The 24,147-nt window shown below is 65.1% G+C and carries 23 protein-coding genes; 12 read left to right on the top strand and 11 right to left on the bottom strand.

Annotation, left to right across the window (positions count from 1 at the left end; all coding sequences use genetic code 11):
* Positions 1-97 precede the first annotated feature (97 nt).
* A complete protein-coding gene (locus AB4099_RS11025; RefSeq protein ID WP_441478094.1) occupies positions 98-1,009 on the top strand; it encodes a LysR family transcriptional regulator in 912 nt (303 codons plus the stop codon).
* Positions 1,010-1,218: 209 nt separating this feature from the next.
* Here AB4099_RS11025 and AB4099_RS11020 read toward each other — a convergent pair whose 3' ends face one another.
* Positions 1,219-2,151 carry a LysR family transcriptional regulator gene (locus tag AB4099_RS11020; protein ID WP_113517478.1) on the bottom strand — a complete coding sequence of 311 codons (933 nt, stop codon included), beginning with the start codon at positions 2,149-2,151 and terminating at the stop codon, positions 1,219-1,221.
* 192 nt (positions 2,152-2,343) lie between these two features.
* Between AB4099_RS11020 and AB4099_RS11015 the strand changes: the two genes are divergently transcribed.
* From AB4099_RS11015 to AB4099_RS10985, 7 genes are all read left to right on the top strand, one after another.
* Positions 2,344-3,324, top strand: coding sequence for a tripartite tricarboxylate transporter substrate binding protein (locus tag AB4099_RS11015; RefSeq protein WP_113517477.1), 981 nt, complete (start codon positions 2,344-2,346; stop codon positions 3,322-3,324).
* A gap of 121 nt (positions 3,325-3,445) precedes the next feature.
* Positions 3,446-3,928, top strand: coding sequence for a tripartite tricarboxylate transporter TctB family protein (locus AB4099_RS11010; RefSeq protein WP_441478093.1), 483 nt, complete (start codon positions 3,446-3,448; stop codon positions 3,926-3,928).
* Positions 3,929-3,931: 3 nt separating this feature from the next.
* Entirely contained in the window at positions 3,932-5,449 is a 1,518-nt protein-coding gene (locus AB4099_RS11005; protein ID WP_441478092.1) for a tripartite tricarboxylate transporter permease, read from the top strand.
* A 62-nt stretch (positions 5,450-5,511) separates the two neighbouring features.
* Positions 5,512-6,858 carry an MmgE/PrpD family protein gene (locus AB4099_RS11000; RefSeq protein ID WP_441478091.1) on the top strand — a complete coding sequence of 449 codons (1,347 nt, stop codon included), beginning with the start codon at positions 5,512-5,514 and terminating at the stop codon, positions 6,856-6,858.
* 246 nt (positions 6,859-7,104) lie between these two features.
* Positions 7,105-7,236: an ABC transporter gene (locus tag AB4099_RS10995; protein ID WP_113517473.1), complete on the top strand. Its 132-nt coding sequence runs from the start codon at positions 7,105-7,107 to the stop codon at positions 7,234-7,236.
* A gap of 355 nt (positions 7,237-7,591) precedes the next feature.
* The gene (locus AB4099_RS10990; protein ID WP_113517472.1) at positions 7,592-8,050 is read left to right on the top strand and encodes a DUF6894 family protein; all 459 of its coding nucleotides are present in this window, start codon (positions 7,592-7,594) and stop codon (positions 8,048-8,050) included.
* A gap of 330 nt (positions 8,051-8,380) precedes the next feature.
* Complete coding sequence (locus tag AB4099_RS10985; protein WP_441478090.1) at positions 8,381-9,262, top strand: hypothetical protein; 882 nt, start codon at positions 8,381-8,383, stop codon at positions 9,260-9,262.
* Between the two features lie 175 nt (positions 9,263-9,437).
* Here the strand turns inward: AB4099_RS10985 and AB4099_RS10980 are convergent, their stop codons facing one another.
* Positions 9,438-9,881: an NAD(P)H-binding protein gene (locus AB4099_RS10980; protein WP_441478089.1), complete on the bottom strand. Its 444-nt coding sequence runs from the start codon at positions 9,879-9,881 to the stop codon at positions 9,438-9,440.
* A 116-nt stretch (positions 9,882-9,997) separates the two neighbouring features.
* Positions 9,998-10,690: a type 1 glutamine amidotransferase domain-containing protein gene (locus AB4099_RS10975; RefSeq protein ID WP_441478088.1), complete on the bottom strand. Its 693-nt coding sequence runs from the start codon at positions 10,688-10,690 to the stop codon at positions 9,998-10,000.
* Positions 10,691-10,852: 162 nt separating this feature from the next.
* Between AB4099_RS10975 and AB4099_RS10970 the strand changes: the two genes are divergently transcribed.
* On the top strand, positions 10,853-11,761 hold the full coding sequence (locus AB4099_RS10970; RefSeq protein ID WP_441478087.1) for a LysR family transcriptional regulator: 909 nt from the start codon (positions 10,853-10,855) through the stop codon (positions 11,759-11,761).
* 175 nt (positions 11,762-11,936) lie between these two features.
* On the opposite strand, the gene AB4099_RS10965 is transcribed toward AB4099_RS10970, so the two are convergent.
* Positions 11,937-12,908, bottom strand: a complete 972-nt coding sequence (locus AB4099_RS10965) for an alpha/beta fold hydrolase (RefSeq protein ID WP_441478453.1) — start codon at positions 12,906-12,908, stop codon at positions 11,937-11,939.
* Between the two features lie 192 nt (positions 12,909-13,100).
* On the opposite strand from AB4099_RS10965, the gene AB4099_RS10960 reads away from it, so the two are divergent.
* On the top strand, positions 13,101-13,529 hold the full coding sequence (locus AB4099_RS10960) for an RrF2 family transcriptional regulator (protein ID WP_441478086.1): 429 nt from the start codon (positions 13,101-13,103) through the stop codon (positions 13,527-13,529).
* A gap of 63 nt (positions 13,530-13,592) precedes the next feature.
* On the opposite strand, the gene AB4099_RS10955 is transcribed toward AB4099_RS10960, so the two are convergent.
* Positions 13,593-15,410: a chloride channel protein gene (locus tag AB4099_RS10955; protein ID WP_441478085.1), complete on the bottom strand. Its 1,818-nt coding sequence runs from the start codon at positions 15,408-15,410 to the stop codon at positions 13,593-13,595.
* A 157-nt stretch (positions 15,411-15,567) separates the two neighbouring features.
* Complete coding sequence (locus AB4099_RS10950; RefSeq protein WP_441478452.1) at positions 15,568-16,737, bottom strand: mandelate racemase/muconate lactonizing enzyme family protein; 1,170 nt, start codon at positions 16,735-16,737, stop codon at positions 15,568-15,570.
* Positions 16,738-17,221: 484 nt separating this feature from the next.
* On the opposite strand from AB4099_RS10950, the gene AB4099_RS10945 reads away from it, so the two are divergent.
* Positions 17,222-18,115 (top strand): LysR family transcriptional regulator, encoded by an 894-nt coding sequence (locus tag AB4099_RS10945; RefSeq protein ID WP_441478084.1) that lies wholly within the window; start codon positions 17,222-17,224, stop codon positions 18,113-18,115.
* A 3-nt stretch (positions 18,116-18,118) separates the two neighbouring features.
* On the opposite strand, the gene AB4099_RS10940 is transcribed toward AB4099_RS10945, so the two are convergent.
* On the bottom strand, positions 18,119-18,685 hold the full coding sequence (locus AB4099_RS10940; RefSeq protein WP_113517468.1) for a manganese efflux pump MntP: 567 nt from the start codon (positions 18,683-18,685) through the stop codon (positions 18,119-18,121).
* A gap of 523 nt (positions 18,686-19,208) precedes the next feature.
* Here AB4099_RS10940 and yghX point away from each other — a divergent pair.
* Entirely contained in the window at positions 19,209-20,096 is an 888-nt protein-coding gene (gene yghX, locus AB4099_RS10935) for a YghX family hydrolase (RefSeq protein ID WP_113517467.1), read from the top strand.
* Positions 20,097-20,379: 283 nt separating this feature from the next.
* Here yghX and AB4099_RS10930 read toward each other — a convergent pair whose 3' ends face one another.
* Genes AB4099_RS10930 through AB4099_RS10915 form a run of 4 tightly spaced genes read right to left on the bottom strand, consistent with a single transcriptional unit; the run spans position 20,380 to position 24,139 of the window.
* On the bottom strand, positions 20,380-21,765 hold the full coding sequence (locus AB4099_RS10930; RefSeq protein WP_441478083.1) for an amidase: 1,386 nt from the start codon (positions 21,763-21,765) through the stop codon (positions 20,380-20,382).
* A 13-nt stretch (positions 21,766-21,778) separates the two neighbouring features.
* Entirely contained in the window at positions 21,779-22,537 is a 759-nt protein-coding gene (locus AB4099_RS10925) for an SDR family NAD(P)-dependent oxidoreductase (protein WP_441478082.1), read from the bottom strand.
* Between the two features lie 10 nt (positions 22,538-22,547).
* Positions 22,548-23,309 carry an SDR family NAD(P)-dependent oxidoreductase gene (locus AB4099_RS10920; protein WP_113517462.1) on the bottom strand — a complete coding sequence of 254 codons (762 nt, stop codon included), beginning with the start codon at positions 23,307-23,309 and terminating at the stop codon, positions 22,548-22,550.
* Entirely contained in the window at positions 23,306-24,139 is an 834-nt protein-coding gene (locus tag AB4099_RS10915) for a polysaccharide deacetylase family protein (protein ID WP_441478081.1), read from the bottom strand. The genes AB4099_RS10920 and AB4099_RS10915 overlap by 4 nt, the downstream gene beginning before the upstream one ends.
* Positions 24,140-24,147 lie beyond the last annotated feature (8 nt).

The raw sequence follows: 24,147 nt of genomic DNA, 5'->3' as shown, positions 1-24,147 counted from the left end.
CCGGCTGGTTTCTTCGGAAGTGGCCGGGACGCTATTGTCTTTTGCAAACCAAATCTAATTTGTTTATTTGAGCCAGACATATTTGGAAAAATGATAGATGCGCTTCACGATCGCCCAGCTCGAGGCGTTTTTTTGGACCGCGCAGCTTGGTTCCCTGAACAAGGCAGCCCTCCATCTGCACATGGCGCAGCCGACGATCTCGTTGCGGCTGCGCGATCTCGAGAAGGCGCTGGACGTCACGCTGTTCCAGAAGAACGGGCGCAGCCTTGCGCTGACGGCCGAGGGCTTCGCCCTCGTGCCCCGTGCGGCGGCCCTGCTCGAGGAGGCCGACCGCATCAGGCTCCAGACCGATCCGGCCGCCGTCAGCGGCAGCATCCGCGTCGGCTTTGCCGAGGGTTTTGCGATGACCTGCCTGCCCCGGCTGCTCGAGACGGTTCGCGAGGATTATCCGCTGCTGAAGCCGGAATATGTCGTCTCGATCAGCTATGAACTCGAACGCGAACTGAACGATCGCCATCTCGACCTGGCAGTTCTGGTCAACCCGACCGGACGGCACGGCATGAGACTGTTTCCACTGGGCGTCCAGGACACGGCCTGGGTCGCCTCCGTCGCCTGGGGGCTCAGCCCGGAGGTCAGGCCGGCCGATCTTTACCGCCTGCCGATCGTCAGCAACCAGCCGCGCTCGGCGATGTTTCGCCAGATCAAGGACTGGTTTGCGACGGCGGGCCTCGAACCGCAGCGGCTCGACCTGTGCAGCAGCGTTGCCGTCATCGGCCATCTCGTCTCGTCGGGGGCGGCACTCGGCGTCCTGCCCGCCAAGATGATGGAGGCTGATGTCCTGGCCGGGCGTGTCCAGGTCCTGCGGCCCGTTCCCGATCTCAACCATGGCAGGGTTTATGCGAGCTATCCCGATGGCGGCCTGACCGCGCCCGTCAACGCCATGTTGAAATCGATCCAGAAGGCGCTTGCCTCGATGGATTACCTGCGCGTCGACAAATCCGAAGCCTGAGCGCGCTGCCCGACGAGGTCGCCCATATCGCCGTCGCACATTCCTGCGAGGGCCAGCATGGGGTCGTCAGCGCCGAACGCATGATCATCCGCCAGCCCGGCACGAGCCGGTGGCATGTGGCGGGCGCTCTCGGGTTGAAATCCGACAACGATCGGGGGACTGGCCTCGTATCTGACGGCGCCCCGTGGCGCAGCCGTCCTGAGGCCGTCTCAACCGGCGCCGTTCTCGCGTCCGGCGCCGGTTTCCCTGGGGCTCGTGCTCCAGACCTCCTTCAATACGGAATAGAAGGTCTGGGCAGCAGGAGAGAGCGTGCCGCCCGCGCGCCGGAGAATGCCAATTCGGCGGCTGAGAACGGGGTTCGCCAGAGGCCTGAATGCGATGTTGGGGTTATGGTTCAGGCGCTTCAGCAGCGTCGAGACCACGCTGATGCCCAGTCCTGCCTCGACAAGGGGGAGCGAACTGCCGAGATGCTGGACCTCGTAGAGCCATTTCGGTGGGGCCTGGCCTCGAGACAGGCTGAGATCGATCAGCAGCCGGTTGCCGTTGTTGTTCCCGGCGCGAATGAAGGGATAGGGCTGGAGGTCGCTCCAGTCGACCTCGGCCTTGAGGGCGAGGGGATGGTCCGGCCGGCAAGCCACCACATAGGGGTCCTCCATCAGCAGATCGAAACTGATGTCGTCGCCGAGATCGCGGCCGAAGGCCAGGCCGAGATCGGCATCCCCGGCCAGGACCGAGGTCAGCACCACATTGGCGGGCTCGTCGACGATCTTCACCTTGATATGCGGCAATTTCGGGCTGTAGGCCGCCAACGCCTTCGGCATGAAGTAATGCGCTGCCGTCGGCACGCATGCGACCGTGATCTGCCCGGCCGTCTTCTCCGCCATGCCCGATATCGAGAGGAGCGACGCATCGAATTCCTCGAGCAGCGCATGTGCCTTGGGAAGGAATTCGCGGCCCACCGCCGACAAGGTCACGTTGCGCGTGGTGCGGTCGAAGAGCTGGATGCCGAGCGTCTCCTCGAGCTTCTGGATCCGGCGGGTCAGCGCGGGCTGCGAGCAGGCAAGTGCCAGGGAGGCGTGATGGTAATTCCCGCTATGGGCCAGAGTCACGAAGCTGCGGAGATCCGGGAATGAAATATTCATGCGCTCGCCATTAATGCAAGAAACGCATTAATCGCTCGAATCATTGCATTTTACAAGGGCTGATGCAGCGCGCAGATAGTCTGCGACGGGGACGGTTCGCCGACACGATACCAGCACCCCGCAGAAAGCACAGGCCCGATCGCAGCACAGGCTCGGTCGAGGCGCCTGGCGACAATACGGGAAGGAAACGACATGAACATTGTCACAAGACTGGCTGCCGCTGCAGCGGTGGCAATCGGCATTGCGGCGCCCGCCGCGGCGCAGGATTGGGTCCCCCGGAAACCGGTTTCCGTCGTGGTGCATACTGGTCCGGGCGCCGGCTCCGACGTCTTCGCCAGGGCCGTCATCAACATCATCGACAAGGAGAAGCTGGCTCCGGTCCGCTTCGTCGTCGTCAACAAGACCGGTGGCGGCAGCACGAATGCGATCAACTTCACGACCAGCAAGGATGGCGACGACTACACGCTAGCGGTCTATGCCAGTAACTGGACGACGGATTACCTGGTCCAGAAAGATGCGACGAATTCGCTTCAGGGCCTGACGCCGATCGCGAATCTGATCTTCGAGCCGGCGCTGATCATGGTGCGCGCGGACTCGCCCTTCAAATCGCTCAAGGATTTCATCGACTCGGCCAAGGCCGCGCCGAACATGCGCAAGCAGGCCGGTGGCACGCCGCTCGGCCGCGACGCGATGCTGCGCCACGTGCTGGTGGCTAACACCGGCGCGCAATGGCCGCTGATCTCGTTCCCCGGCGGCGGCGAGCGCATCTCGGCGCTGCTCGGCGGCCATGTCGATACGCTGGTGCTCGATGGCTCTGAGATCGGGGACTTCATCGAATCCGGTAAGTTGCGAGCGCTGGCCCAGGTCGCCGACAAGCGTGTCGAGTCCTTCCCGGCCGATGTCCCGACCATCCGGGAATCCGGCTACGACATTCCGATTCCGCTGCAGCCGCGCGGCGTCATGGGCCCGCCGAACATGTCGAAGCCTGCCGCTGAATACTATCGCAATCTGCTGGCCAGGCTGGTCGAGACGCCGAGTTGGAAGCAATATGTCCGCGAGGCGCGGCTGGAGAGCTCGTTCATTGCGGCTGGCGACCTCGCGGCCTTTCTCGAGAAGTTCGGAGACAGCACGAAATCCGCGCTGAAGAGCGCGAATATCGAAGTCGTGCGCTGACCGGCGAGAGCCGTTTCCCCCCTCTGCAAAGCGCGACGAGAGCCTGACCAGCCGGCGCAATGGCCCTTGTGGCTGCGCCGGGAGGGCTGAGCGCGGCCGCAAGTGGCCAAGAAGGACTGACATGATGACTGGCAAAACGCCGTATGGCGATCTGCTGTCGGGGCTCTTCATAACGGCCCTGAGCATCTACATCGTCACGGCCGCGGTGCCCTGGGGCGTCTACGGCGCTGCCGGACCCGGCCCCGCCTTCTTCCCGCTGATCTATGGCGGCCTGATGCTGGTGCTGGGGCTCGTCCTGCTCGGCCGCAGCCTCTTCGGGCGGCGGACAGTGAGCGCTGCGGGTGAGCCGCCGGCCGTCGATCCCGAGGGCCGGCGCGCGGCCATGGCGACCTGGTTGGCCCTGGCGGCCAGCATTCCCGCGATGATGCTCCTGGGCTTCCTCGGCGGTTTCTTCCTGTTCGCCTTCTTCCTCATCAAGGTGATTTTCCACAAGCCCCTGATCACGAGTGTGGTCGCCGCTGTCGCGATCACGGGCGGGCTCTACTTGCTGTTCCAGGTGTTGCTCGACGTCGATCTTCCCCTCGGCATGTTCAAGGGGCGCTGAGACATGGACGCAATCTACGGACTGATGCATGGCTTCGGCGTCGCCTTGATGCCGGCCAACCTGATGTGGTGCTTCGTCGGCTGCTTCCTGGGCACGATCATCGGCATCATCCCCGGGCTCGGGCCCTCGGCGACCATCGCGATCCTGCTCCCGATGACCTTCAACATGGATCCGACTGGCGGCATCATCATGCTGGCCGGAATCTATTACGGCGCGAAATACGGCGGCTCGACGACCTCGATCCTGCTGAAGATGCCCGGCGAGGCCTCGTCGGTCATCTCCTGCCTCGACGGCTACGAGATGGCCCGCAAGGGGCGCCCGGGGCCGGCTTTGGGCATTGCCGCGATTTCCTCCTTCATTGCCGGCACGGTCGGGGTCGTGCTGCTGAGCTTTCTGGCGCCGCCGATCGCCGCCTTCGCCCTGTCCTTCAGTTCGCCGGAATATTTCGCCCTGATGGTCATGGGGCTGTCGCTCGTCGTGCTTCTCGCTGGCGATGACGTCCTCAAGACCCTGCTCGCGCTACTGGTCGGGCTCTGGCTTGCCAGCATCGGTACGGACCTCTTCACCGCGCAGGCACGCTTCACCTTCGGCCAGAGCGCGCTGCTCGGCGGCATCGAGTTCATGTCCCTCGCCATCGGCGTCTTCGCGATTGCCGAGATCCTGCTCAGCGTCGAGGCACGTGAAAAGGTCGAAATGCTGAAGATCCCGAAAGGGCTGCGCAATCTGCTGCCGAGCCGCGAGGAGCTGAAGGCCTGCCGTTTCGCCTTCTTCAACGGCTCGGTCACCGGTTTCATCATCGGGGTGCTGCCGGGAGCAGGGTCCACGATCGCCTCCTTCGTCTCCTATGGCATCGAGAAGGCCGTCTCCCGTCATCCCGAGCGCTTCGGCACCGGTGTTCCCGAGGGGTTGGCCGCGCCCGAAGGGGCGAACAATGCCGACACGGGCGGCGCGCTGCTGCCGCTGCTGACGCTCGGCATCCCCGGCGGATCGTCGACGGCGATCCTGATGTCGGCCCTTATCCTCTGGGGCGTGAAGCCCGGGCCGCTGCTGATGACGCAGCAGCCCGACATCTTCTGGGGCCTCGTCGCCAGCATGTATGTCGGCAACATCGCGCTGCTGATCATGAACCTGCCGCTGATCGGGGTGTTCACGCATATCCTGCGCATTCCGCTCTATGTCCTCTACCCGATCATCCTCGGGGTCGCGATCGTCGGCGCCTACAGCGTCTCGGGCAACATGGTCGATGTCGGGATCCTCGTCGGGTTCGGCCTGATGGGATACGGGATGCAGAAGCTCGGCTTCCCGACATCGCCACTGATCCTCGGCTTCGTCCTCGGCGATGCCATGGAGCGGGCACTGCGCCAGTCGCTGTCGATGTCGAACGGCGACCCGACGATCCTCGTGGCGCGCCCGATCTCGGCCGTGCTCCTCGTCATGGCCGCGGTGATCCTGCTCTCGCCCTTGCTGCGCCGTGCCTTCGCCAAACGAAACCTGGCGGCGGCATCGGCTCCGCACAGCTGATCGAACCCTTCCCACCGCCGCAATGCGGCGCTCTCGACCGTTATGTTTTCACGGAGCCCTAGATGACGTCCCCCAGTCGCGATCTCGCCGAGTTCGCCATTCGCCTCTCCTATGACGACATTCCGGCAGCCATCGTCGAAGCCGCACGCAACGCCATCATCGACTCGGTCGGGGTGATGACCTTCGGCTCGACGCTGCCGTGGAGCCGCATCGTCATCGATTATGCCAGGCTCTACGGAAGCGGCGGCACGAGCACGATCATCGGCACCGACTACAAGGTCAGCACCCCCTTCGCAGCGCTCGCCAACGGCACGCTGGCTCACGCCTTCGAGATGGACAACCTGCGCCAGCCGAGCGCCGGCGTGCATTCGGGATCGACGATCGTCCCCTCCCTGATCGCCGTCGCCGAGGAGGTGGGGGCCAACGGCCGCGACGTTCTGGCGGCCTTTGTCGCGGCCTCGGAGGTCATGTCGCGGATCGGCATCGCGGCCGACAATACCGCCGAGAAGCTCGGCTTCCATTCGCCCGGGCTGACCGGGACCTTCGGCTCGGCCATCGCGGCCGGGCGCCTGCTGGGCCTGAACGCGCAGCAGATGAATGCCGCGTTCGGCATCGCCGGCTCGCTCTGCTCCGGTCTGCTCGCCTTCGCGAAGGCGGGCAATGGCGGCATGATCAAAAGGCTGCATACCGGCCGCGCCTCCGAAGGCGGCGTGATGGCCGCGCGCCTCGCGGCCGCTGGCTTCAGCGGGCCCGACGTCATCCTGGAGGGCAAGTTCGGCTTCTTTGAAGCCTTTACGCGCGCCCCGAAGCTTGAGGAGTTGCTGCGCGGCCTGGGCGAGACCTGGGAGACCGCGCGCATCTGCACCAAGTGCTACCCCTGCCATATCACCGCCCATACGCCTGTCCGCACGCTGGTCGAACTCAAGCAGCAGCATGGCTTCGCGGGGGACGACATCGCGCAGATCAAAGTCGCGAGCAGCGAAAAGGTGCTGAGCCACCACAATCTCACCAGGGCTCAGGACATCACGACGGTGCAGTACAGCTTGCCGTTCTGTCTGGCGACCGCAGCCTATCGCGACCCGAGCGATCCGAATTCCTTCCTGAACAACCCTCACGAGGATGCGAAGATCGCGGCCCTGGCACAAAAGGTCCAGGTGACGCTGAACGAGGAGAGCCTTCAACCGGGATCAGGCTGGGCCACCCGGATGACCGTCATCCTAAAGAACCAGGCGGAGTTCCACGGCACCCGCAAGGATTTCCGCGGCGCGCCGAGCGATCCGATGACCGCAGCGGAATTCGACGCGAAATTCCTGAGGCTTGCAGGCACTCTATCGGCAGAACCATCGAAATTGCTGGGCGATATACGAAATCTCGAAGGCATCACCGATATGCGCACTCTGCTCGCCTAGGCTGATGGGCGAGGGGGCGCCGAGAGCCAGTCGGGAACCGGAGACGGGTCTGCTCGTTCAATAGTGATCAGCGAGAATTCCCAGGAACTGGCCCGCGATCTCCAAGGAGGTGGTGAGTCTTTTTCGTTAACCTTCACCCGATAACTTCCTCAATCGATGGAACCGATCGGGGAGATGGTAGTTTCCCCTCCGTCACACGGCATCGAATGGGCGGCGTCGTCGTCCTGGCAACGAGGGATAACCGATATGAAAACCATACTGGTTCTGGCCGTTTCTGTGGGGCTGATGGGTATTGGGGGCTGTGCCGCCGATATGTATGGCAAGGGCAAGGGTAAAGCCCCGCCGCCGGTGGCTTCGCCGATCGTGACCAAGGGCTGACGTCTTAGATCCAGCGACTGTGGTCGCCGAGTTTTGCCCGCCGCTCCGAAAGGGGCGGCGGGCATTTTCATTGAGAGCCGGTCGGATTCGAGAACCGCGCGAGGCGATCGGGCTAGGGGCGAGGAGGCCTCTGCGAGCAGTCGAGCGATCTTCCCCTGCCGACCAGCTGGAAAGACCGGCATCTGCCGGTCGCAGCTGCGCACTGGGGGCCGGCCTCTGTTCAAGGCCGACCGCCTGCGAGCTCGAATGCGGCTCGGGCGATTGTACGGGGACTTGTGCTGACCGGGGGAACGCGATGCCGTCAGACACGTTTGCCAGTGGGAGGCGCCCTGTCTCCCGTGAGGCGGCACTGAACATGACCCGTTATTTCTTCGACAGCACGGATGGTGACTTCGTCGAGAACGACGAGGACGGAATCGAGCTTCCCAGTGACGGCGAGGCGCGGCGATCGGCCTTGGACGCCTTGCCCGATATGGCGCGCGCGGTGATGCCAAACGGCGACCATCGATTGTTCACCGTGACCGTTCGCCGGGAAGATGGTGGCGTCGTGTATCGCGCGAGCATGGAACTTTCAGGTGAATGGGTCGAATCCTGGACAACCGCGGAGGCTGACATGAATGCAAAACACACCAACCCGACGGGGCAGGCCGGGCGCACAAGCGATAGCCGCCCAAGGCCGGGGAAAGGCATACCGAAAGACGACGGGGCCAAACCGGCGCAGGATGAGACCGTCCCTGCACCAGCAAGCGGCGATCCAAAGCCTTCCAGCTCACCGAGCGCACTCGACCCCGGACGCGCCGTGAAGAAGCGCTGATCTGCGGTGACGGCGAAGCCCCGCCATTGCGATCTCGGCTTTGACTGAGGTGCGGCGACTGCGAGGATTTCCGCGGTTGGTTCGATGGCGTCGTCTGACGCGCCCCACTCCCTGAGCGGAGCCGGTCGGGCATCCCGTTCGCCCGATTCCTGCCCGTCCCGCCCGGGAGCCCAGGGAACCGAATGCCTCATCAGATGTTGCTCGGTCGTGGCGCTGGCCACGGGCAATCAGGAGGAGGGGGCAATGGACGGTATCATCTATCTCGTGGGGCTGATCGTGGTGGTCATGGCCATCCTCTCGTTCCTTGGTCTGCGTTGAGAGGAGGCGAGAATGGCTGTTCTTCCCACTGAAACCGATGTCTCGATCGCGGTCGCGCCCGCTCCGTCCTCCTATCTGGAATGGGCTCCCATTCTGGGGGGAGCGGTGCTGGCAGCCGCCATCTCCTCGATCATGACGGCCTTCGGTTCGGCGATTGGGCTTTCCCTGGTTTCCGCCGAGCCGTCGCGCAGCTCTTCATTCCTGGTGCTGGGCATCGTTGCAGCGCTATGGGCGCTCTGGATCACCGTCTCCGGCTGCATAGCGGGCGGATATGTGGCCGGGCGGATGCGGCGTCCCGTTCCCGATGCCACCCCTCATGAAAGGGAGATGCGGGACGGAGCCCATGGCCTCCTGGTCTGGGCGACGGGGGCTCTGCTGTTGGCTTTCATCGCGACGTCATCGGCTGTCGGCGCGGGCCGCACAGCCCTGGAAGGCGCGGCAGCGGCGACCTCGGGGGCGGCTTCGCTCCTGAAGCTGCAACCGGATCCGCTCGGCTCGGCCCTCGATGGCATCCTGCGGGCGCCCGGCGCCGGTGCGCCGGTGACGCCTGAAGAGCGCTCGGAACTGAGCCGGCTGATGTCGACGGCGATGGTGAGCGGCACGCTCGATCCGGCGGACCGTGACTATATCGCGACCCGCATGGCAAGCCGTGCCGGGATCGGCAAGCCCGAGGCTGAAAAGCGGGTCGACGACGCACTGGCAAAGCTGAACCAGGCGAAGGAGACGGCGAAGCAGGCCGCCGAAAAGGCGCGGAAGGTCGGCATCATCTCGGCCTTCCTGACGGCCGCCGTGCTTCTCGTCGGTGCAGCCGCTGGCTGGTTCGGGGCCGTGCTGGGAGGCAGCCACCGTGACGAACAGCGCCAAATGCCGGGCTGGGGCCGGCGCCGCCTCTGATCCCGACACTCTGCCTCATTGCCCATCCAATGATCGGGCGGGCACCTCGTGAAGAGGTGCCCGCCCATCGCATTCAGGCTTTGATGCATTCAGGCCTTGATGAAGGCGTGAACGTCGGCATTGAAACGGTCTGCGTCCACCTGGGCTAGGCCGTGGCTGCCGCCTTCATAAATCTTCAGCTCGGAGTTCTTGGCGATCCTGGCTGCCTTGTGAGCGGATGCTCCACCATGTATTGCTCGAAGTCTTCGTCCATGTGCCTTTCCCGCCAGGCTTCGGGGAAGACAGAGACAAGATAGAAGCGGCTTACGCCGGCGATCTTCATCGCTTGCGCCACCTTGTCGGGGCCGTCGCCATCAATGGCGGTCGTGGCCTCGGGACCGTCCCCGCCGCCGGCTCCGGCGGTGAAGAGGACGACGTCGCTGCCCCTGATGACATCCGCCAGGGTCGCCACAGAAACCCTGACGAGGTCCCCGAGGACGGCGTCGATGCCGAGGCCTGACAGCGCCTCGACCTGTACTCGACGCCGGACCAGGCGTTTGGCCTGATGTCCCCTGGTCGCCAGACGTTCGGCAACACGACGCCCAATGCCGCCGGTCGCGCCAATGATGAAGGCTTTCATCATCCTTCTCCCGGTTTGGAAGATGCTGGCTCAGGGCACGCCAAGGCACCGGCCGGCGTGACCGGTCCACCGCCGGCAAGCCGCCGGCAGATCGCGATGCGTGGTTCGCGGTCGCTTCACGCCGTCCTGGCCGATGTCAGGGCGGCAATGAGAGCCTGGGCGGCTTCGGCCGATGACGCCGGATTCTGGCCCGTGATCAGCTGACCGTCGACCACCGTGTTCACGCCCCAGTCCTCGACCTTCGAGAAGACCGCACCGAGGCGGACGAGCTCGTCCTCCACCAGGAATGGCACGACCTGCGTGAGACCCACGGCTTCTTCCTCGCTGTTGGTGAAGCCGGTGACATGGCGCCCCTGAACGAACGGCGTGCCGTCGGGGTTCTTGACGCGATGCAGGACGCCCGGTGCATGGCAGACGAGGGCGATCGTCTTTCCGGCCGCGATGAAGGACTCGATCAACCCGATGGACGTCTGGTCCTCGGCGAGATCCCACATCGGGCCATGGCCGCCGGGGTAGAAGACCGTGTCGAAATCCTCCTGGTTGACGCTGTCCAGGCGGAGGGTCGCGGCGAGCTGGGCCTTGGCGGCCTCGTCCGCGCTGAAGCGCCGCGTCGTGTCGGTCTGGAAGGCCGGCTCATCGCTCTTCGGGTCAAGCGGGGGCTGGCCACCCTTCGGCGAGGCGAGGGTGATGTCGGCGCCGGCATCCTTGAACACGTAATAGGGCGCGGCCAGCTCCTCGAGCCAAAAGCCGGTCTTCTTGCCCGTCTCGCCGAGAGTGTCGTGTGAGGTGAGCACCATGAGGATTTTCATCGCCTTGATCCTTTCGAACCATGTCGCGGGCAAGCCGCTTTCGGGAACTTGACGTTCGACGAAGCGGCGCTGGCCGTTTCGATGGAGGGATCATCGCATCGATCAAAATATTAGAGAAATTTATTTCTTTTATTTTAGATATTACGCGGAGAGTATAACTGGATGAGGTACGATCTCAACCTGCTCCCCGTTTTCCTTGCTTTGATGGAGGAGCGGAGCGTCACGCGGGCCGCGGCGCAGCTGGGCATCACCCAGCCGGCGCTGTCCAACTCGTTGAATCGTCTTCGCGACACGCTTCGCGATCCGCTCTTCATCCGGGAAAGGTACGGCATAAGGCCCACGCAACTGGCCGAGGAGATCGCGCCGACGATTCAAGCGGCGCTCGCGCAGTTGGATGATCTCGTCGTGAACCAGCAGGAGTTCCAGCCGGACAGGGCGGAGCGCCTGTTCACCCTCGCGCCCAACAGCTACGCGGAGCTCGTGCTGATGCCGGCGCTCGTTGCGCGGCTGCGCAAGCAGGCACCCAGGATCAAGCTTCGCATGACGCCGTTCGGCAACGATCTGACCGAGACCGGCGTCATCTCCGGCACGACGGCCATGGTGCTCGGGCGCATCGTGGACCCTCCCGACAATCTCGTCGTTCAGCGCATCATGGAGGATGGGCTCGCCTGCGTGGTGCGCGCGGACCATCCGGACGTGACCGGCAACATGTCCCGGAAGCAGTATGAGCGCCTGAAGCATGTCAACGTGCTCCCGCCCGGTCGGCTGCGGGCAGGGCTGTTTCAGATGCTGGAGCAGCGGGGCGTTCGACGCGAGGTGGTCGTCTCGGTGACGCATTTCCTGGCGGTGCCCGAAATGATCGCCGTCACAGACTATTGCGCGACATTGCCCATCCTGGTCTGCCGAGCCCTTGCGCGAGACCCGCGCTTCCAGGTGATGCCGGCGCCGGTCGATCTCGGCACCTTTCCGGTCGAGATGGCATGGCATGTGCGCTATCGTCACGATCCGGCGCACCAGTGGCTGAGATCGCTGATCATGGAGACGGCGGGAGAACTTTCGGAACGTCGGTAGGTCCCCAATCGGCAAGCGGATACGCGGCGTCCCCAGCTGGCAGAAATGAAGCGGCCGCATGGCAGCGGTCCGTGTCGGGCATGTTCTTTGGAGCGGAATGCGTGCTGCTTCAGTCATGTGGCGCGCTCGCGCAACGGCCGGGCATGGGCCGATAGGGATGCCCAAATCGGTGGGTTCAAATGTGCCGGGCGAAGCTGATGATGGCGTCGTTCAGCCGATCGGGGCGCTCCTGTGGAAGCCAGTGACCGCAGCCGGGGACGACGATCGTCTCGGTGAGTTGCGGGACGAGCGCCGGCATTGCATCGATGGTGTCGCGCATTCCAGGTATGCTGAGGCCGGTATCGCGTTCGCCGACGACGAACAGGGCGGGGATATCGATTGTCACGCCGGCAAGTGAAGCCTGTAACTGCCAGTTCCGGTCCAGATTGCGATAGTAGTTCAGCCCTCCGCGAAAACCGGAATTGACGAACGCCTTCGCGAAACTGTCGAGATCGGCGGCCGTGAGCCAGTCCGGCATTCGTCCCGGGTCGGGCAGCGCCGAAAGCAGTCCATCCCGGCGCGACACCATTCCGAACGGATTCGGCGTTTGGTCTCCAGCTTGCCGCGCACCGGCCTCTCCGGAGGCTGCAAAGAGGATTTTGCGAAGCGTCTGCGGAATGTCCCGCTCCAGTTCGGCCTCGGCGACGCCGGGTTCCTGGAAGTAGAGCGTATAGAGCTGCGCGTCGTCGGTCTGGGGGAAGATGCGGGTTGGCGTCACGGGGGGCTGTCCCATCATCGGCACGCTGACAGCGACGACGCCACGGAATCGATCCGGTCGCATCAGGGCGGCCTGCCAGGCAACGCTCGCTCCCCAGTCGTTGCCGACAATGATGGCTGTCGGGGCCTCGAGCGCGTCGAGCAGCGCGACCATATCGCCGACGAGATGAAACACGGTGTACGCGTCGATGGCCGCGGGGGCTTCCGTTTGGCCGTATCCGCGCATGTCGGGCGCTACCGCATGAAACCCCGCAGCAGCAAGCGCGCGGATCTGGTGCCGCCAAGCATGGGCGCTTTCCGGAAAACCATGGCACAAGAGAACGAGCGGGCCATCTCCCTGCTCGACGATGTTCATTCGAATGGTCCGCGTTTCGACAATCCGGGTCCGCATCTTCGTTCTCGTGGTTGTGAGGTGGCGTCTCGAACACCCATCTGGCGGCCATCGGATATCTCGCCGCCCGCATGCCGGCGAACATCCTTCATGACCGCTGTTCGGCCTTCTTAATTCCGTAACCATGTAAGTTACAAAATCGCGCGGCGTCAAGGACGCGTAACAATCATTGTTACGCTATAGGAGGTAGGGATGAAGCGGGACGGTCGGCTGGCGCGGATGATCCATGTGCTCATTCACATGGGCCTGTTGGGCGGGCGGGAGACCTCGGAGACCATCGCCAGGATGCTGAACACCAACCCTGTCGTCGTGCGCCGCACGATGGGAGCACTGAAGCGCAGGGGCGTGGTGGACTCGGAAGGAGGACGTGGAGGAGGCTGGGTTCTCCTGCGTCCCCTTGACGAACTGACGATGCTCGACGTGCAGAGCGGGCTTGATGAAGGGCAGCTTCTGGCCGCTGGCGTGTCGGAGGATCACCCATCCTGCCCGGTGGAACGCGCCACGAACGCAGCCCTGGTGGAGGCATTCGGTCGCGCGGAGCTCACCTTACGCGAAGAGCTTGCGCGGCTTAAGCTCTCGACCATTGCCGAGCGTGCGGTGGCGGCCGCAAATGCGCGATGATGGCGGCCCCGGGTTCCGCGATCGCGGCACTGGAATGTCTGGAGCACCCCGGTTAACTCGGGCTCAGCCGCCCGTCAGGTCGCGGCTTTGGCGATCGAGTTCCGCGTTGTAGCGGCGCAGGGCGAATTGCTCGGTGAGCAGGCCGATGACTTGCAGCGTCTCGCGGCTATCGACGACGGCGAGTTCTTCGCTCTGCGATGCCGCGAACAGCGCCGCAGCCTCGCGGATGTTCATCGAGGGCAGCAGGACGTCCTTCTGATTGCGGGCGAGCTCGGCGATCGTGCCGATCTCCAGATCGGCGCCATACGCCTCGGATACCAGCACCAGGCCGGCATAGCGCCCCTGTCCGTCGACCAGCACGGCGCGTTGGTTCGCGCCCAGCGGGAAGGTGCGGCGGAAACCTTCGAGGGATGTGCCTTCCGCGACCGTCCGAACGTCCCGGCGCATCATGCGCCCGACGGCGAGGTCGCGAACCCAGCCGATATCGGCCGCGCTGCGGATGGCCTCGCCGCGCAGGTGGAAGCGCCAGGTCGCGAAGGAATAGCCGAAGGTGCGGCGCACCGTGATCGAGGAGATGACCGAGGCGGCGAGCACCGCCACCGTGAGCGGCAGGCTGCCCGTCGTCTCCAGGGCGAGGAGGGCCATGGTCAGCGGCCCACCGACGACCGCGGTTGCCATCGCGCTCATGCCGACGACGGCGAAGACCGTCGAAGCGGCCGGAATCCCGAACCCGGCGGTCCAGGCCAGAGCCATCAGCTTGCCGAACATGGCGCCGATGAAGAGCGAGGCGAAGAACAGGCCGCCGCGAAAGCCGGAACCGATCGAGACCGCCGAGGCGACCGATTTCAGCAGGATCACGGTCACGAGGAAGGCCGCTGTGTAGTCGGCGGCAAAGCCGACATGCAGCGCACTGTGTCCCGAGGACAGGACGGTCGGCGTCAGCAGCGCCAGCAGGCCCACCATCAGCCCCCCGGCGGCGGGACGCAGGGCGAGCGGCAGCCGGCTTTGCCTGAACAGATATTCGGCCACCGATACGCCCCGCATCAGCAGGATGCCGAGGCCGGCGCAGAGTGCCCCCATCACCATCACGAGGGCGTAGTCCTGCCCGGTGAGCGGCGCGGTGATGTCGACCTGGAACGGCATCGGCGTGAGGAAGAGCCGGGTCACGCCGATGGCGCAGAGCGATGCGACGACGACCGGGGCGAGCATCGCGACGGTATAGGTCGCGATGATCAGCTCGAAGGCGTAGAAGGCGCCGGTCAGCGGCGCGTCGAAGGCGGCAGCGATCGCGCCGGCGGCGCCGCAGCCGACCAGCACGCGCAAGTCGCCGCGCCGGACCTGCAGCAGCCGTCCGATCTTGGAGGCGAAGGCGGCCCCGCCCTGCGTATAGCCGGCCTCCATGCCGACGGACGCGCCAAAACCGTTCGAGATCAACGTCTGGGCTACGAGGATCAGGCTGTCCCGAAGCGACAGGCGCCCGCCATGGAGTGCATTGGCCTCGATCGGGTCGACGACGGAGCCTCGCCTGCGGCGAGCCAGCACCACCCCGAGCACCCCCATCAAGAGCCCACCCAGAACAGGGATCGCGACCGCACGCAGCGGATCGACCAGGGCGGCCCCGCTGACATCGCCCTTATGGGTCGCGAAGAAGGACAGGTGCAGGAATTTCGAAGCCCCGACCATCGCAACGACGAGCAGGCCGGCCGCGATGCCGACCAGGCCGGCGAAGACGACGAGCGCGATCTCGTCGCTGCGCAGCCGCCGTGGCAGGTCCCGTCTGAAGCGGAGCCAGACCGCACGCGCGTTGCGGCGCAGACGGTTGCGACCGAGGGTTCCGAAGACCGTTGGCTCCACCACGCCTGTCACCCCAGCTAGCCGCATTCGGCTGGGAGCCACGACAGGGCGGATCGTGCTGGCCCGGCCGCATCTACCTGCTGCGTGCTAGATGGCCGGGCCCCTGTGCGTCAACCCGCCGGCCGTTCTCTTCGCTCCGCTGCCCCTGACGACCGCGCTGCAGCCGATGGCGGCGTCAGCGCGCTCACTCAGCCAGCTCTCGCATGACCTTGATCAGGTCGGATTTTCCCTCGAATCCAATTCCTGGCAGGTCCGGCATGACGATGTGGCCATCCTCGACGCGAACCGAATCCGGGAAGCCGCCATAGGGCTGGAAGAGATCGGGGTAGCTTTCGTTCCCGCCGAGGCCGAGGCCTGCCGCAATGTTCAGGGACATCTGATGCCCGCCATGGGGAATGCAGCGGGACGGCGACCAGCCGAATTGCTGGAGGACATCGAGCGTCCTGAGATATTCGACAAGCCCGTATGACAGGGCGCAGTCGAACTGAAGCCAGTCGCGATCGGGGCGCATGCCGCCATAGCGCAGCAGGTTGCGTGCGTCCTGGTGAGAGAAGAGGTTTTCGCCCGTCGCCATCGGGCCGGGATAGAATTCCGAGAGGGCGGCCTGGAGGGCGTAGTCGAGTGGATCGCCGACTTCCTCGTACCAGAACAGGGGATAGTCGCGCAGCATCCTGGCATAGGCGATGCCGGTCTCCAGGTCGAAACGACCATTCGCATCCACGGCCAGTTGGGCTTGCGACCCGATCTCCTTCAGCACCGCCTCGATGCGCTTGCGGTCCTCGTCGATCGAGGCCCCGCCGATCTTCATCTTGACGACGGTGTAGCCGCGCTCGAGATAGCCCCGCATCTCCGCCTGGAGTGCCGAGTTGTCCTTGCCCGGATAGTAATAGCCGCCTGCCGCATAGACGAAGACGCGCGGATCGGCTTCGCGGCCCTTCTTGTCGGCCAGAAGGCGGAACAGGGGCTTGCCGGCGATCTTCGCGACCGCATCCCAGACCGCCATGTCGAGCGTGCCGACCGCGACGGAGCGCTCACCATGCCCGCCCGGCTTCTCATTCGACATCATTGCCGCCCAGAGGCGCTGGGGATCGAGATTGGTACCGGCATCATCGAGCAGGCTCTTCGGCTCGGCCTCGAGGATGCGATTGCGGAAACGCTCCCGGATCAGCCCGCCTTGACCATAGCGCCCGTTCGAATTGAAGCCGTATCCGACCACGCGTCGGCCGTCGCGCATGACATCGGTCACGACGGCTACAAGGCTCGCTGTCATTTTCGAGAAGTCGATATAGGCGTTGCGGATGGGAGAGGCGATGGGCTTCGTGATCTCGACGACATCGACGATACGCATGGTCAGGTCCTTCCGTTCGGTTCTGGGTTCTGTGCTGGTGGAGCGTCGGTGGGCCACGGCCGGCATCGACTGGTCTCCTGCTCACCTTGGATCGCCCTCATCTCGGCTATGCCGATATTGGCAGTTCCGAAGACGAACGGAGACAGGAGCATCTTGCTCAGTTTGATGACGTCATCGGTTCCAGGCTGGCGCTGCGCCGGGGCCAGAAGAGCCCGATCAAGCCGCCACTCCCGATGCCGATGTGACCTCGCACATAGAATTCGCCAAACCATCTGATTCCGAGAAAATTCCTCATTGTATGGCCTCCCTCCGCTGTTCCGGCGAGGCTCGGGCGGTCCTCTGTTCGGGCGCCAGTCGGCGAGATATCGCCATCGGGGGCCCGGTCTCGATGGCAGCGATCACAGGTGGCGACGGGAGCGAGGGTTAGAACTGGCTCGCAGTAAATGCTAATGCTATTGCCGGGATTGATCATGCGATTCCAGCATTACCGATGGAACTGATCTGGCTTGAAGATTATCTCGCGCTGGCTGATGCCTTGAACTTTTCCAGGGCCGCTTCTGCACGGCATGTGACCCAGCCGGCCTTCAGCCGGAGGATCCGCGCGCTTGAGAATTGGATCGGTGCGCCCTTGTTCATCCGCACCACGCATAGCGTCGCGCTGACCCCGGCAGGCGAGCAGTTCCACACTCAAGCCGAGGTGCTGACGCGCGCGCTGCATCAGCTGCGGCGCGATACGCTGGAGGTTGCCGGCCGCGGCGCTGGTCCGTTGTCGATTGCGGCAACGCACGCGCTGTCCTTCACGTTCTTCCCGAAATGGGTTCGTGGAAATGAGAAGATCCTGGCCCTCGGGACCCTCAACCTGATCTCAGACAGCATGCAGGCATGCGAGCAGATGATGCTGCGGGGGGATGTGCAGTTTCTGCTCTGCCACCATCACCCGAACATCCGCAGCCGCGTTGAAACCAGCCAGTTCAAGAGCATCGTGGTCGGGGCCGACACGCTTGTGCCGCTCAGTGCGCCTGACGGGGATGGGGGGCCGCGCTGGCGGCTCGGGCGCGCTGCGCCGGTCAGATATCTCGGCTACAGCGAGCAGTCCGGCCTGGGGCGGATCATTGCCGGGCTTCGGGGCACTGCAGATCGAAGCCTCGCGCTGGAGACGGTCTTTACATCGCATCTCGCCGCCACGCTGCTCTCGATGGCACGCGCTGGAGACGGTGTCGCCTGGCTGCCCCGGACTTTGGCCGAGGAGGATATCTCACTCGGTCGGCTGGTCCAGGCCGGTGATCCCGGCCTGGCCATCCCGATCGAGATCCGATTGTTTCGGCCCGTGGCGCGCCAGGGACCGACCGCCGAGGCGGTCTGGGCCGCTTTCGAGCGGCGTTGAGAGTCAGCCCGCCATCAGGTGGCTGAACAGGATCGAGGCGCCGAGGCCGATGAGGGCGATGCCGCCGATCCGCTCGGCCCAGCGCCCGAATTTGGCGCCGACCAGGTTGCCGGCCATCATGCCTCCCGTCGACATCACGAATGTCGCAAAGCCGATGGCCAGTGCGACGACGAAGATGTTCACGTCCAGGAAGGCGAGCGACACGCCGACCGCCATGGCATCGATGCTGGTGCCGATCGCGGTCGCCATCAGGGCCCAGAGCGAGTTGCCCTGCGCAGCATCAACGCGCTCGGCCGCGGGCTTCATGGAATGCAGGAGCATGCGTCCGCCGACGATGCCGAGCAGAACAAACGCGATCCAGTGGTCGACGGCGGCGACATACTGGCTTGCGGCAAGCCCCGCGGCCCAGCCGATGAGGGGCGTGATGGCCTCGACGATACCGAAGATCGCGCCGGTGCGGAGCGCCTCCCTGAAACGGGGGCGGCTGGAAGCGGCACCCCGGCCGATGGAAGCCAGCAGGGCGTCGACGGACATGCCCACGGCGAGCACGGTGATAGAAACAGGTGACATGATGTTCTCAAGGCGCGGACGGAGGACCAGACGGATCTCGGGCCTTGTCCGCAAGGCCTCACCGTCACGGTCTCGCTTGGCCGAAATCAATCCGGCTGATCGCACCACGCAGTCCTCGCCGCGAGCGTGTTGATGCGATCGCGCGCCGAAGCACGCCGCTACTCCCCGATGCGTCTGCACCTAGTGAATCGCGCTCACGCTGTCAATTCGATAATGATTTCAAATTCTTAGCATTGAGACGCATTTGCAATAGAAATCCGATGCGCGACGCCATGGGCGATTGTCGCATCGCCATATCGGGCGCGTGAGAACGTCCGGCGGGCCCGTCCGGCGGGCCGATCCCGGTCCTTTCCAGAACGCGGGCTTGCCCGGAAATGGCCATGGCGCGGGGAGGGCGATCCTACCCCTGCCGAACCTCAAACACGCGATCTTGAAAGAGTCGCAACGGAATTCCCAAGACAGGATGGGCCCGGTGCGTAGGATCGGCCGCGTGATACCAATGATACCACAGGGGAGAACGACTGTGTCGCGCCTGACCGCCAAGGATTTTCCGCAGGAACTGCTCGAACTGTATGATTATTACGCGCATGGAAAGATCACCAAGCGCGAATTCCTCGACCGCGCCGCGAAATTCGCCGTGGGCGGCGCGACGGCGGCCTCGATCCTGGCCTCGATGAGCCCCGACTACGCGCTTGCGCAACAGATCTCGTTCACCGACCCCGATATCGTGGCCAGCTATATCACCTACCCCTCGCCGAAGGGCCATGGCGATGTGCGGGCCTATTTGGTGCGTCCGGCGAAGGCGTCCGGCCGCGTCCCCGGCGTGGTCGTCGTGCACGAGAACCGCGGCTTGAACCCGTATATCGAGGATGTCGCGCGCCGGGTCGCGAAGGCCGGCTTCATCGCGCTCGCTCCAGACGGCCTCAGTTCTGTCGGCGGCTATCCCGGCAATGACGAGAAGGGCCGCGAGCTGCAGCAGCAGGTCAATTCCGAAAAGTTGATGAACGACTTCTTCGCGGCCATCGAATTCCTGATGAAGAGCGATCAAACCACCGGCAAGGTCGGCATCACCGGCTTCTGCTATGGCGGTGGCGTGGCCAATGCGGCCGCCGTCGCCTATCCCGAACTGGGCGCGGCCGTGCCGTTCTATGGCCGGCAGCCCCGCACCGAGGATGTGCCGCGCATCAAGGCGCCGCTCCTGATCCATTACGGCGCGCTCGACACCGGCATCAATGCGGGCTGGCCGGCCTATGAGGCGGCCCTGAAGGCGGGCGGGAAGACCTATGAGGCGTATATCTATCCGGGCGCCAATCACGGCTTCCACAACGACTCCACCCCCCGCTATGACGAGGCGGCCGCCAAGCTGGCCTGGGACCGAACCATCGCCTGGTTCAAGCGCTATCTGAGCTGAACGACCGCACGCACCGTCCCGCCTGAGCAGACGGGACGGTGGCCAGGGATAGGCTGGTGCTGGCCCTCTCCGATGGAGATCGTGGTGACCGGGAGCTGCTCGTCAATGCTGCGAGTTTACCCACTCGCGACGACGCGGGCCGCTGAACCCAGGAAGGCAGAGCGCCCCGCGCCCGATTCAATCAGCCTAACGCGGCGCTTTGCGCGAAGGCGGAAGGCCGAAGCGGCAGGGCTGGGCATGAAGCGTTGATCGACAATTAGAGCCGGCGCGGCGAATACACGCTTCAGATGCCATTCCTGATGGCCTGCTCCAGCCGGGCGGCGATGTCGAGGAGATCGCTGTCCTCGTGCCAGCGACCGACGAGCTGCAATCCGATTGGCAAGCCGTCCGCCGAGCGACCGCAGGGAAGCGACAGCGCCGGATGGCCCGTCAGGTTGAACGGAAATGTGTAGGGGTACCAGGCTCCGCGAATGGTGCCGGCATCCTGGCCGGCGATCGTGATCGAGCCGAGCGGGTCGAGGCCGATGGGAAGCGCCGGCGCCGATAGCGTCGGCGACGCGATGACATCGTGGTTCGACAGGATCTCCTGGACCTTCGCGAAGCAGTTGGTCCGCGCGAACTGCGCTTCGCAGAGATCGGTGGCGCTGTAACCGCGCCCGGCCTCGATCGTGGCCAGCAGGGTCGGATCGAACAGCTCCGGCGAACGTTCTGCGCGTGCCCCGAGCCGCGCCAGAAGCAGCGAGCGCAGGAGCACCAGGAAATGCGGCTCCATCGCTACGAGATCGAGTTCGATCGGCTCGACGATCATGCCGAGCGCCTCGGCCCGCTTCATCGCGGCAACGACCGCCGCTTCTACCTCCGGATCGAGCAGGTTGCCGCAACGCAGCAGGAAGGCGATGCGCGGTCGCTCGCCCTGAGCGAGGGGCCGGCGCGGCGGCGCCGCGATCTGGCCGTAGGGATCGCGCCGATCAGGCCCGGCCAGGACGTCGAACATCAGTCGGGTGCCGGCGACATCGCGTGCCATCGGCCCGACATAGGAGTTGGCGCCGAAGAGATCGGGCGCCTGCAGGTTCGGAATGGCGCCCAGCGTCGCCTTGAGACCGACGACGCCGCAGCACGCCGCCGGGATGCGGATCGAGCCGCCGCCATCGGAGCCCAACGCAAGCGGCCCGATTCCGGCCGCCACCGCGACCGCTGCACCGCCGGAAGAGCCGCCGCAGGTATGGCCGTGGCTATGCGGATTAAGGGTGCGGCCGAAGAACGGTCCTTCCGTGAAGGGCTTGTGGCCGAATTCCGGGGTCGTCGTCTTGCCGATCAGGATCGCGCCGGCCGCGCGCATCCGGGCCACGGCGACGGCATCTGCCGTTGGGACGGTATCGGCGAACAGGGCCGAGCCCTGCGTCGTGACCACGCCTTCGGTATTGGTCAGGTCCTTGACCGAGAAGGGAAGGCCGTGGAGCGCGCCGAGCGGCTCGCCCCCCATGAGCTTCTCTTCCGCGAGCCTTGCCTCCGCCCGCGCGCGATCGGAACAGACCGCCATGAAGGCGTTGAGCTCGGCGCGCTCCTCAAGGCGGGAGAGGGCGGCCTCGACCGCCTCGACCGGCGAGACAGTCTTGGATCTGATCGCCGAGGCGAGGGCACCGGCAGACAGATCGGCAATGGCGGTCATGGTCGTTTCCTTGTCAGATCATCCAGCGGCCGCCGTCGATCAGCAGCGTCTGGCCGGTGACGTAACGAGCGTCGTCGCTGGCAAGGAAGGCGACGCAGCCGGCGACGTCCTCCGGCTCGGCAATGAAGCCGGCAGGCGTGGTTGCCTTGATCCGCTCGATGACCGCCGGTGTGAGGCGATCATGGGCACGGGTGCGGATCGCGCCAGGCGCAACCGCGTTGACCGTGACACGATGCGGCGCCAGCTCGCGCGCAAGCGAGCGCGTGAAGCCGATGATCCCCATCTTGGCCGCCGCATAATCGGCAAGGCCGGCATCACCGACCAACGCCGCATCGCTCGACATGTTGATGATGCGGCCGCCGCGTTCGCGCATGGCCGGGGCAACGAGCCGCGACATCCGCATCGCGGTGAAGAGCGAGACCTCGAGGACGAAGCGCCAGACCTCCTCCTCGGATTCATGGAACTGGGTCGCGCGCTCGCGCCCGCTCTGGCCGACATTGTTGAACAGGATATCGACCGGCCCAAAGGCCGCAATGGTGCGGGCGTGGAACTCGGCCAGGACCGCGGCATCCGTGCAATCGCCGACCAGCGAGAACTGACGCTGCGGCGGGAACGCGCCGAGGGCTTCGGCGAAATCGTCCGCCTCGCGATCGATCACCGCGACGCTGGCACCTTCCGCCAGGAAGCGGCGCGCGGTTGCCGCGCCTATGCCATGGGCTGCGCCTGTGATGGCAACGGTCTTGCCCAGAAAGCGTTGCGTGATCGCCGTCATCGCTTGCTCCTCAATGAAAGGTCCGGCCGCCATCGACAGCGATGGCGGTGCCGGTGACGTAGGAGGACTCGCCACTGGTCAGCCACAGGATCGCCGCTGCGATCTCGTCCGGCGAGGCGATGCGCCGAAGGGCATAGCGGGCCCGCACGGCTTCATAGGCCGCCTGCGGATCGGCCGCGCCGTCGATGCTCGAACGGAACAGCTCGGTCTCGACCGCGCCGGGACAGATCGTGTTGACGCGGATGCCGAACTCCGCGGCTTCGATCGCCAGCGCCTTGGACGCCATCTGCAGGCCGGCCTTGGAGGCGCAATAGGCGGTCCGATGCTTCAGGGGCGAGAGCCCCGCGCCCGAGGAGACATTGACGATGGTGCCGCCGCCGGCCGCCCGCAGATGCGGGAATGCGGCCTGCATCACCAGCATCGGCCCGGTCAGGTTCACGGCGATGATCCGGTTCCAGTCGGCAAGCGTCATCGCTTCGATCTCGGCCAGCAGGTCGACGCCGGCCGCGTTGACGATACCGTCGAGCCCTTCCAGCGCAGCGACGCCGGCGGCGACGGCCGCGGCAACCGCGGTCGGGTCGACGACATCGGCGCTGACCGCATGCAGAGAAGCTCTGTCGAATCGCTCCGCCAACTCGCCCAAGGCCACTTTGTCGCGATCGAGCGCCACGACGCGCGCGCCCTCCGCGATGAACCGGGCAACGCTGGCGAGGCCGATGCCCTTGGCTGCGCCCGTGATCAGGATCCGCCGGCCGGCGAGGGCGCCGCTCACCGCCTCGCTCCGGCCCGCGCCTGCTCCAGCCCGGGGCGCATATCTGCGACCATCTCGTCGCAGCGACCGATCCAGACATTGGGATGTTTCAGCGCGTGCTCGATCAACCCCTCCAGCGCCTTGATCCGCGAGGGCTGGCCGATCATCTCGGGATGCATGCCGACCATCATCATCCGGTCCTCGGCGTAGAGAACGTCGAATTCGCCCTTCCAGGCTTCGAGCAGCGCAGAGGGGGGCTGCATGGTGCGGCCCGGAAGCACGATCGAGTACTGGAAGAAGGGGGCATCATCGAGCACCCAGCGGAAGGGCAGCTCGACGATCCTGGTCTCCTTGCCCTCGACCTCATGCAGATAGGGCGAGTCGTCGTCGAAGAAGTTCGAGGAGTAGTCGAAGCCGTATTCGACCAGCATGGGCATGGTGATCGGGCTGATCTCGGCTGCCGGCGAGCGCCAGCCGCGCGGGGCACGCCCGCTGACGCGCTGGATCGACTGAAAGCCCCGCTCCATCTCCTCGCGCTCCTGCTCCGGCGAGAGGTTCAGGATCCAGGTGTGGCTGTAGCTGTGATGGGCGATCTCGTGGCCGCGCTTCAGGATCTCCTCCATCAGCCATTCCCGCTGGTCGATGATCAGGCCCGGCACGAAGAAGGTCGCCTTGATGCCGTAGCGGTCGAGCAGGTCGAGCACGCGGCCAGTGCCCACCTTCCAGCCATAGGCGCCCTGGGACATCAGGATGGGACGGTTGGCATAATCGGGGTCGCGCCCTGTCCACATCGTCTCGGCATCGAGATCGAAGGTCAGGAACAGCGGGAAACCCTTGCTGGTCAGCGGCATGATGAAAA

The organism is Allobosea sp. 2KB_26 (assembly GCF_052115715.1).
Classification (GTDB): Bacteria; Pseudomonadota; Alphaproteobacteria; order Rhizobiales; family Beijerinckiaceae; genus Allobosea.
Note: the sequence above shows the minus strand (reverse complement) of the source record. Positions and strands in the feature narration are given on the sequence as shown.

Excerpts from the sequence above, each read along its gene's own strand:
- AB4099_RS11025 (WP_441478094.1), top strand. The coding sequence starts at position 98 with ATGCGCTTCACGATCGCCCAGCTCGAGGCGTTTTTTTGGACCGCGCAG.
- AB4099_RS11020 (WP_113517478.1), bottom strand. The coding sequence starts at position 2,151 with ATGAATATTTCATTCCCGGATCTCCGCAGCTTCGTGACTCTGGCCCAT.
- AB4099_RS11015 (WP_113517477.1), top strand. The coding sequence starts at position 2,344 with ATGAACATTGTCACAAGACTGGCTGCCGCTGCAGCGGTGGCAATCGGC.
- AB4099_RS11010 (WP_441478093.1), top strand. The coding sequence starts at position 3,446 with ATGATGACTGGCAAAACGCCGTATGGCGATCTGCTGTCGGGGCTCTTC.
- AB4099_RS11005 (WP_441478092.1), top strand. The coding sequence starts at position 3,932 with ATGGACGCAATCTACGGACTGATGCATGGCTTCGGCGTCGCCTTGATG.
- AB4099_RS11000 (WP_441478091.1), top strand. The coding sequence starts at position 5,512 with ATGACGTCCCCCAGTCGCGATCTCGCCGAGTTCGCCATTCGCCTCTCC.
- AB4099_RS10995 (WP_113517473.1), top strand. The coding sequence starts at position 7,105 with ATGAAAACCATACTGGTTCTGGCCGTTTCTGTGGGGCTGATGGGTATT.
- AB4099_RS10990 (WP_113517472.1), top strand. The coding sequence starts at position 7,592 with ATGACCCGTTATTTCTTCGACAGCACGGATGGTGACTTCGTCGAGAAC.
- AB4099_RS10985 (WP_441478090.1), top strand. The coding sequence starts at position 8,381 with ATGGCTGTTCTTCCCACTGAAACCGATGTCTCGATCGCGGTCGCGCCC.
- AB4099_RS10980 (WP_441478089.1), bottom strand. The coding sequence starts at position 9,881 with ATGAAAGCCTTCATCATTGGCGCGACCGGCGGCATTGGGCGTCGTGTT.
- AB4099_RS10975 (WP_441478088.1), bottom strand. The coding sequence starts at position 10,690 with ATGAAAATCCTCATGGTGCTCACCTCACACGACACTCTCGGCGAGACG.
- AB4099_RS10970 (WP_441478087.1), top strand. The coding sequence starts at position 10,853 with ATGAGGTACGATCTCAACCTGCTCCCCGTTTTCCTTGCTTTGATGGAG.
- AB4099_RS10965 (WP_441478453.1), bottom strand. The coding sequence starts at position 12,908 with ATGCGGACCCGGATTGTCGAAACGCGGACCATTCGAATGAACATCGTC.
- AB4099_RS10960 (WP_441478086.1), top strand. The coding sequence starts at position 13,101 with ATGAAGCGGGACGGTCGGCTGGCGCGGATGATCCATGTGCTCATTCAC.
- AB4099_RS10955 (WP_441478085.1), bottom strand. The coding sequence starts at position 15,410 with ATGCGGCTAGCTGGGGTGACAGGCGTGGTGGAGCCAACGGTCTTCGGA.
- AB4099_RS10945 (WP_441478084.1), top strand. The coding sequence starts at position 17,222 with ATGGAACTGATCTGGCTTGAAGATTATCTCGCGCTGGCTGATGCCTTG.
- AB4099_RS10940 (WP_113517468.1), bottom strand. The coding sequence starts at position 18,685 with ATGTCACCTGTTTCTATCACCGTGCTCGCCGTGGGCATGTCCGTCGAC.
- AB4099_RS10930 (WP_441478083.1), bottom strand. The coding sequence starts at position 21,765 with ATGACCGCCATTGCCGATCTGTCTGCCGGTGCCCTCGCCTCGGCGATC.
- AB4099_RS10925 (WP_441478082.1), bottom strand. The coding sequence starts at position 22,537 with ATGACGGCGATCACGCAACGCTTTCTGGGCAAGACCGTTGCCATCACA.
- AB4099_RS10915 (WP_441478081.1), bottom strand. The coding sequence starts at position 24,139 with ATGCCGCTGACCAGCAAGGGTTTCCCGCTGTTCCTGACCTTCGATCTC.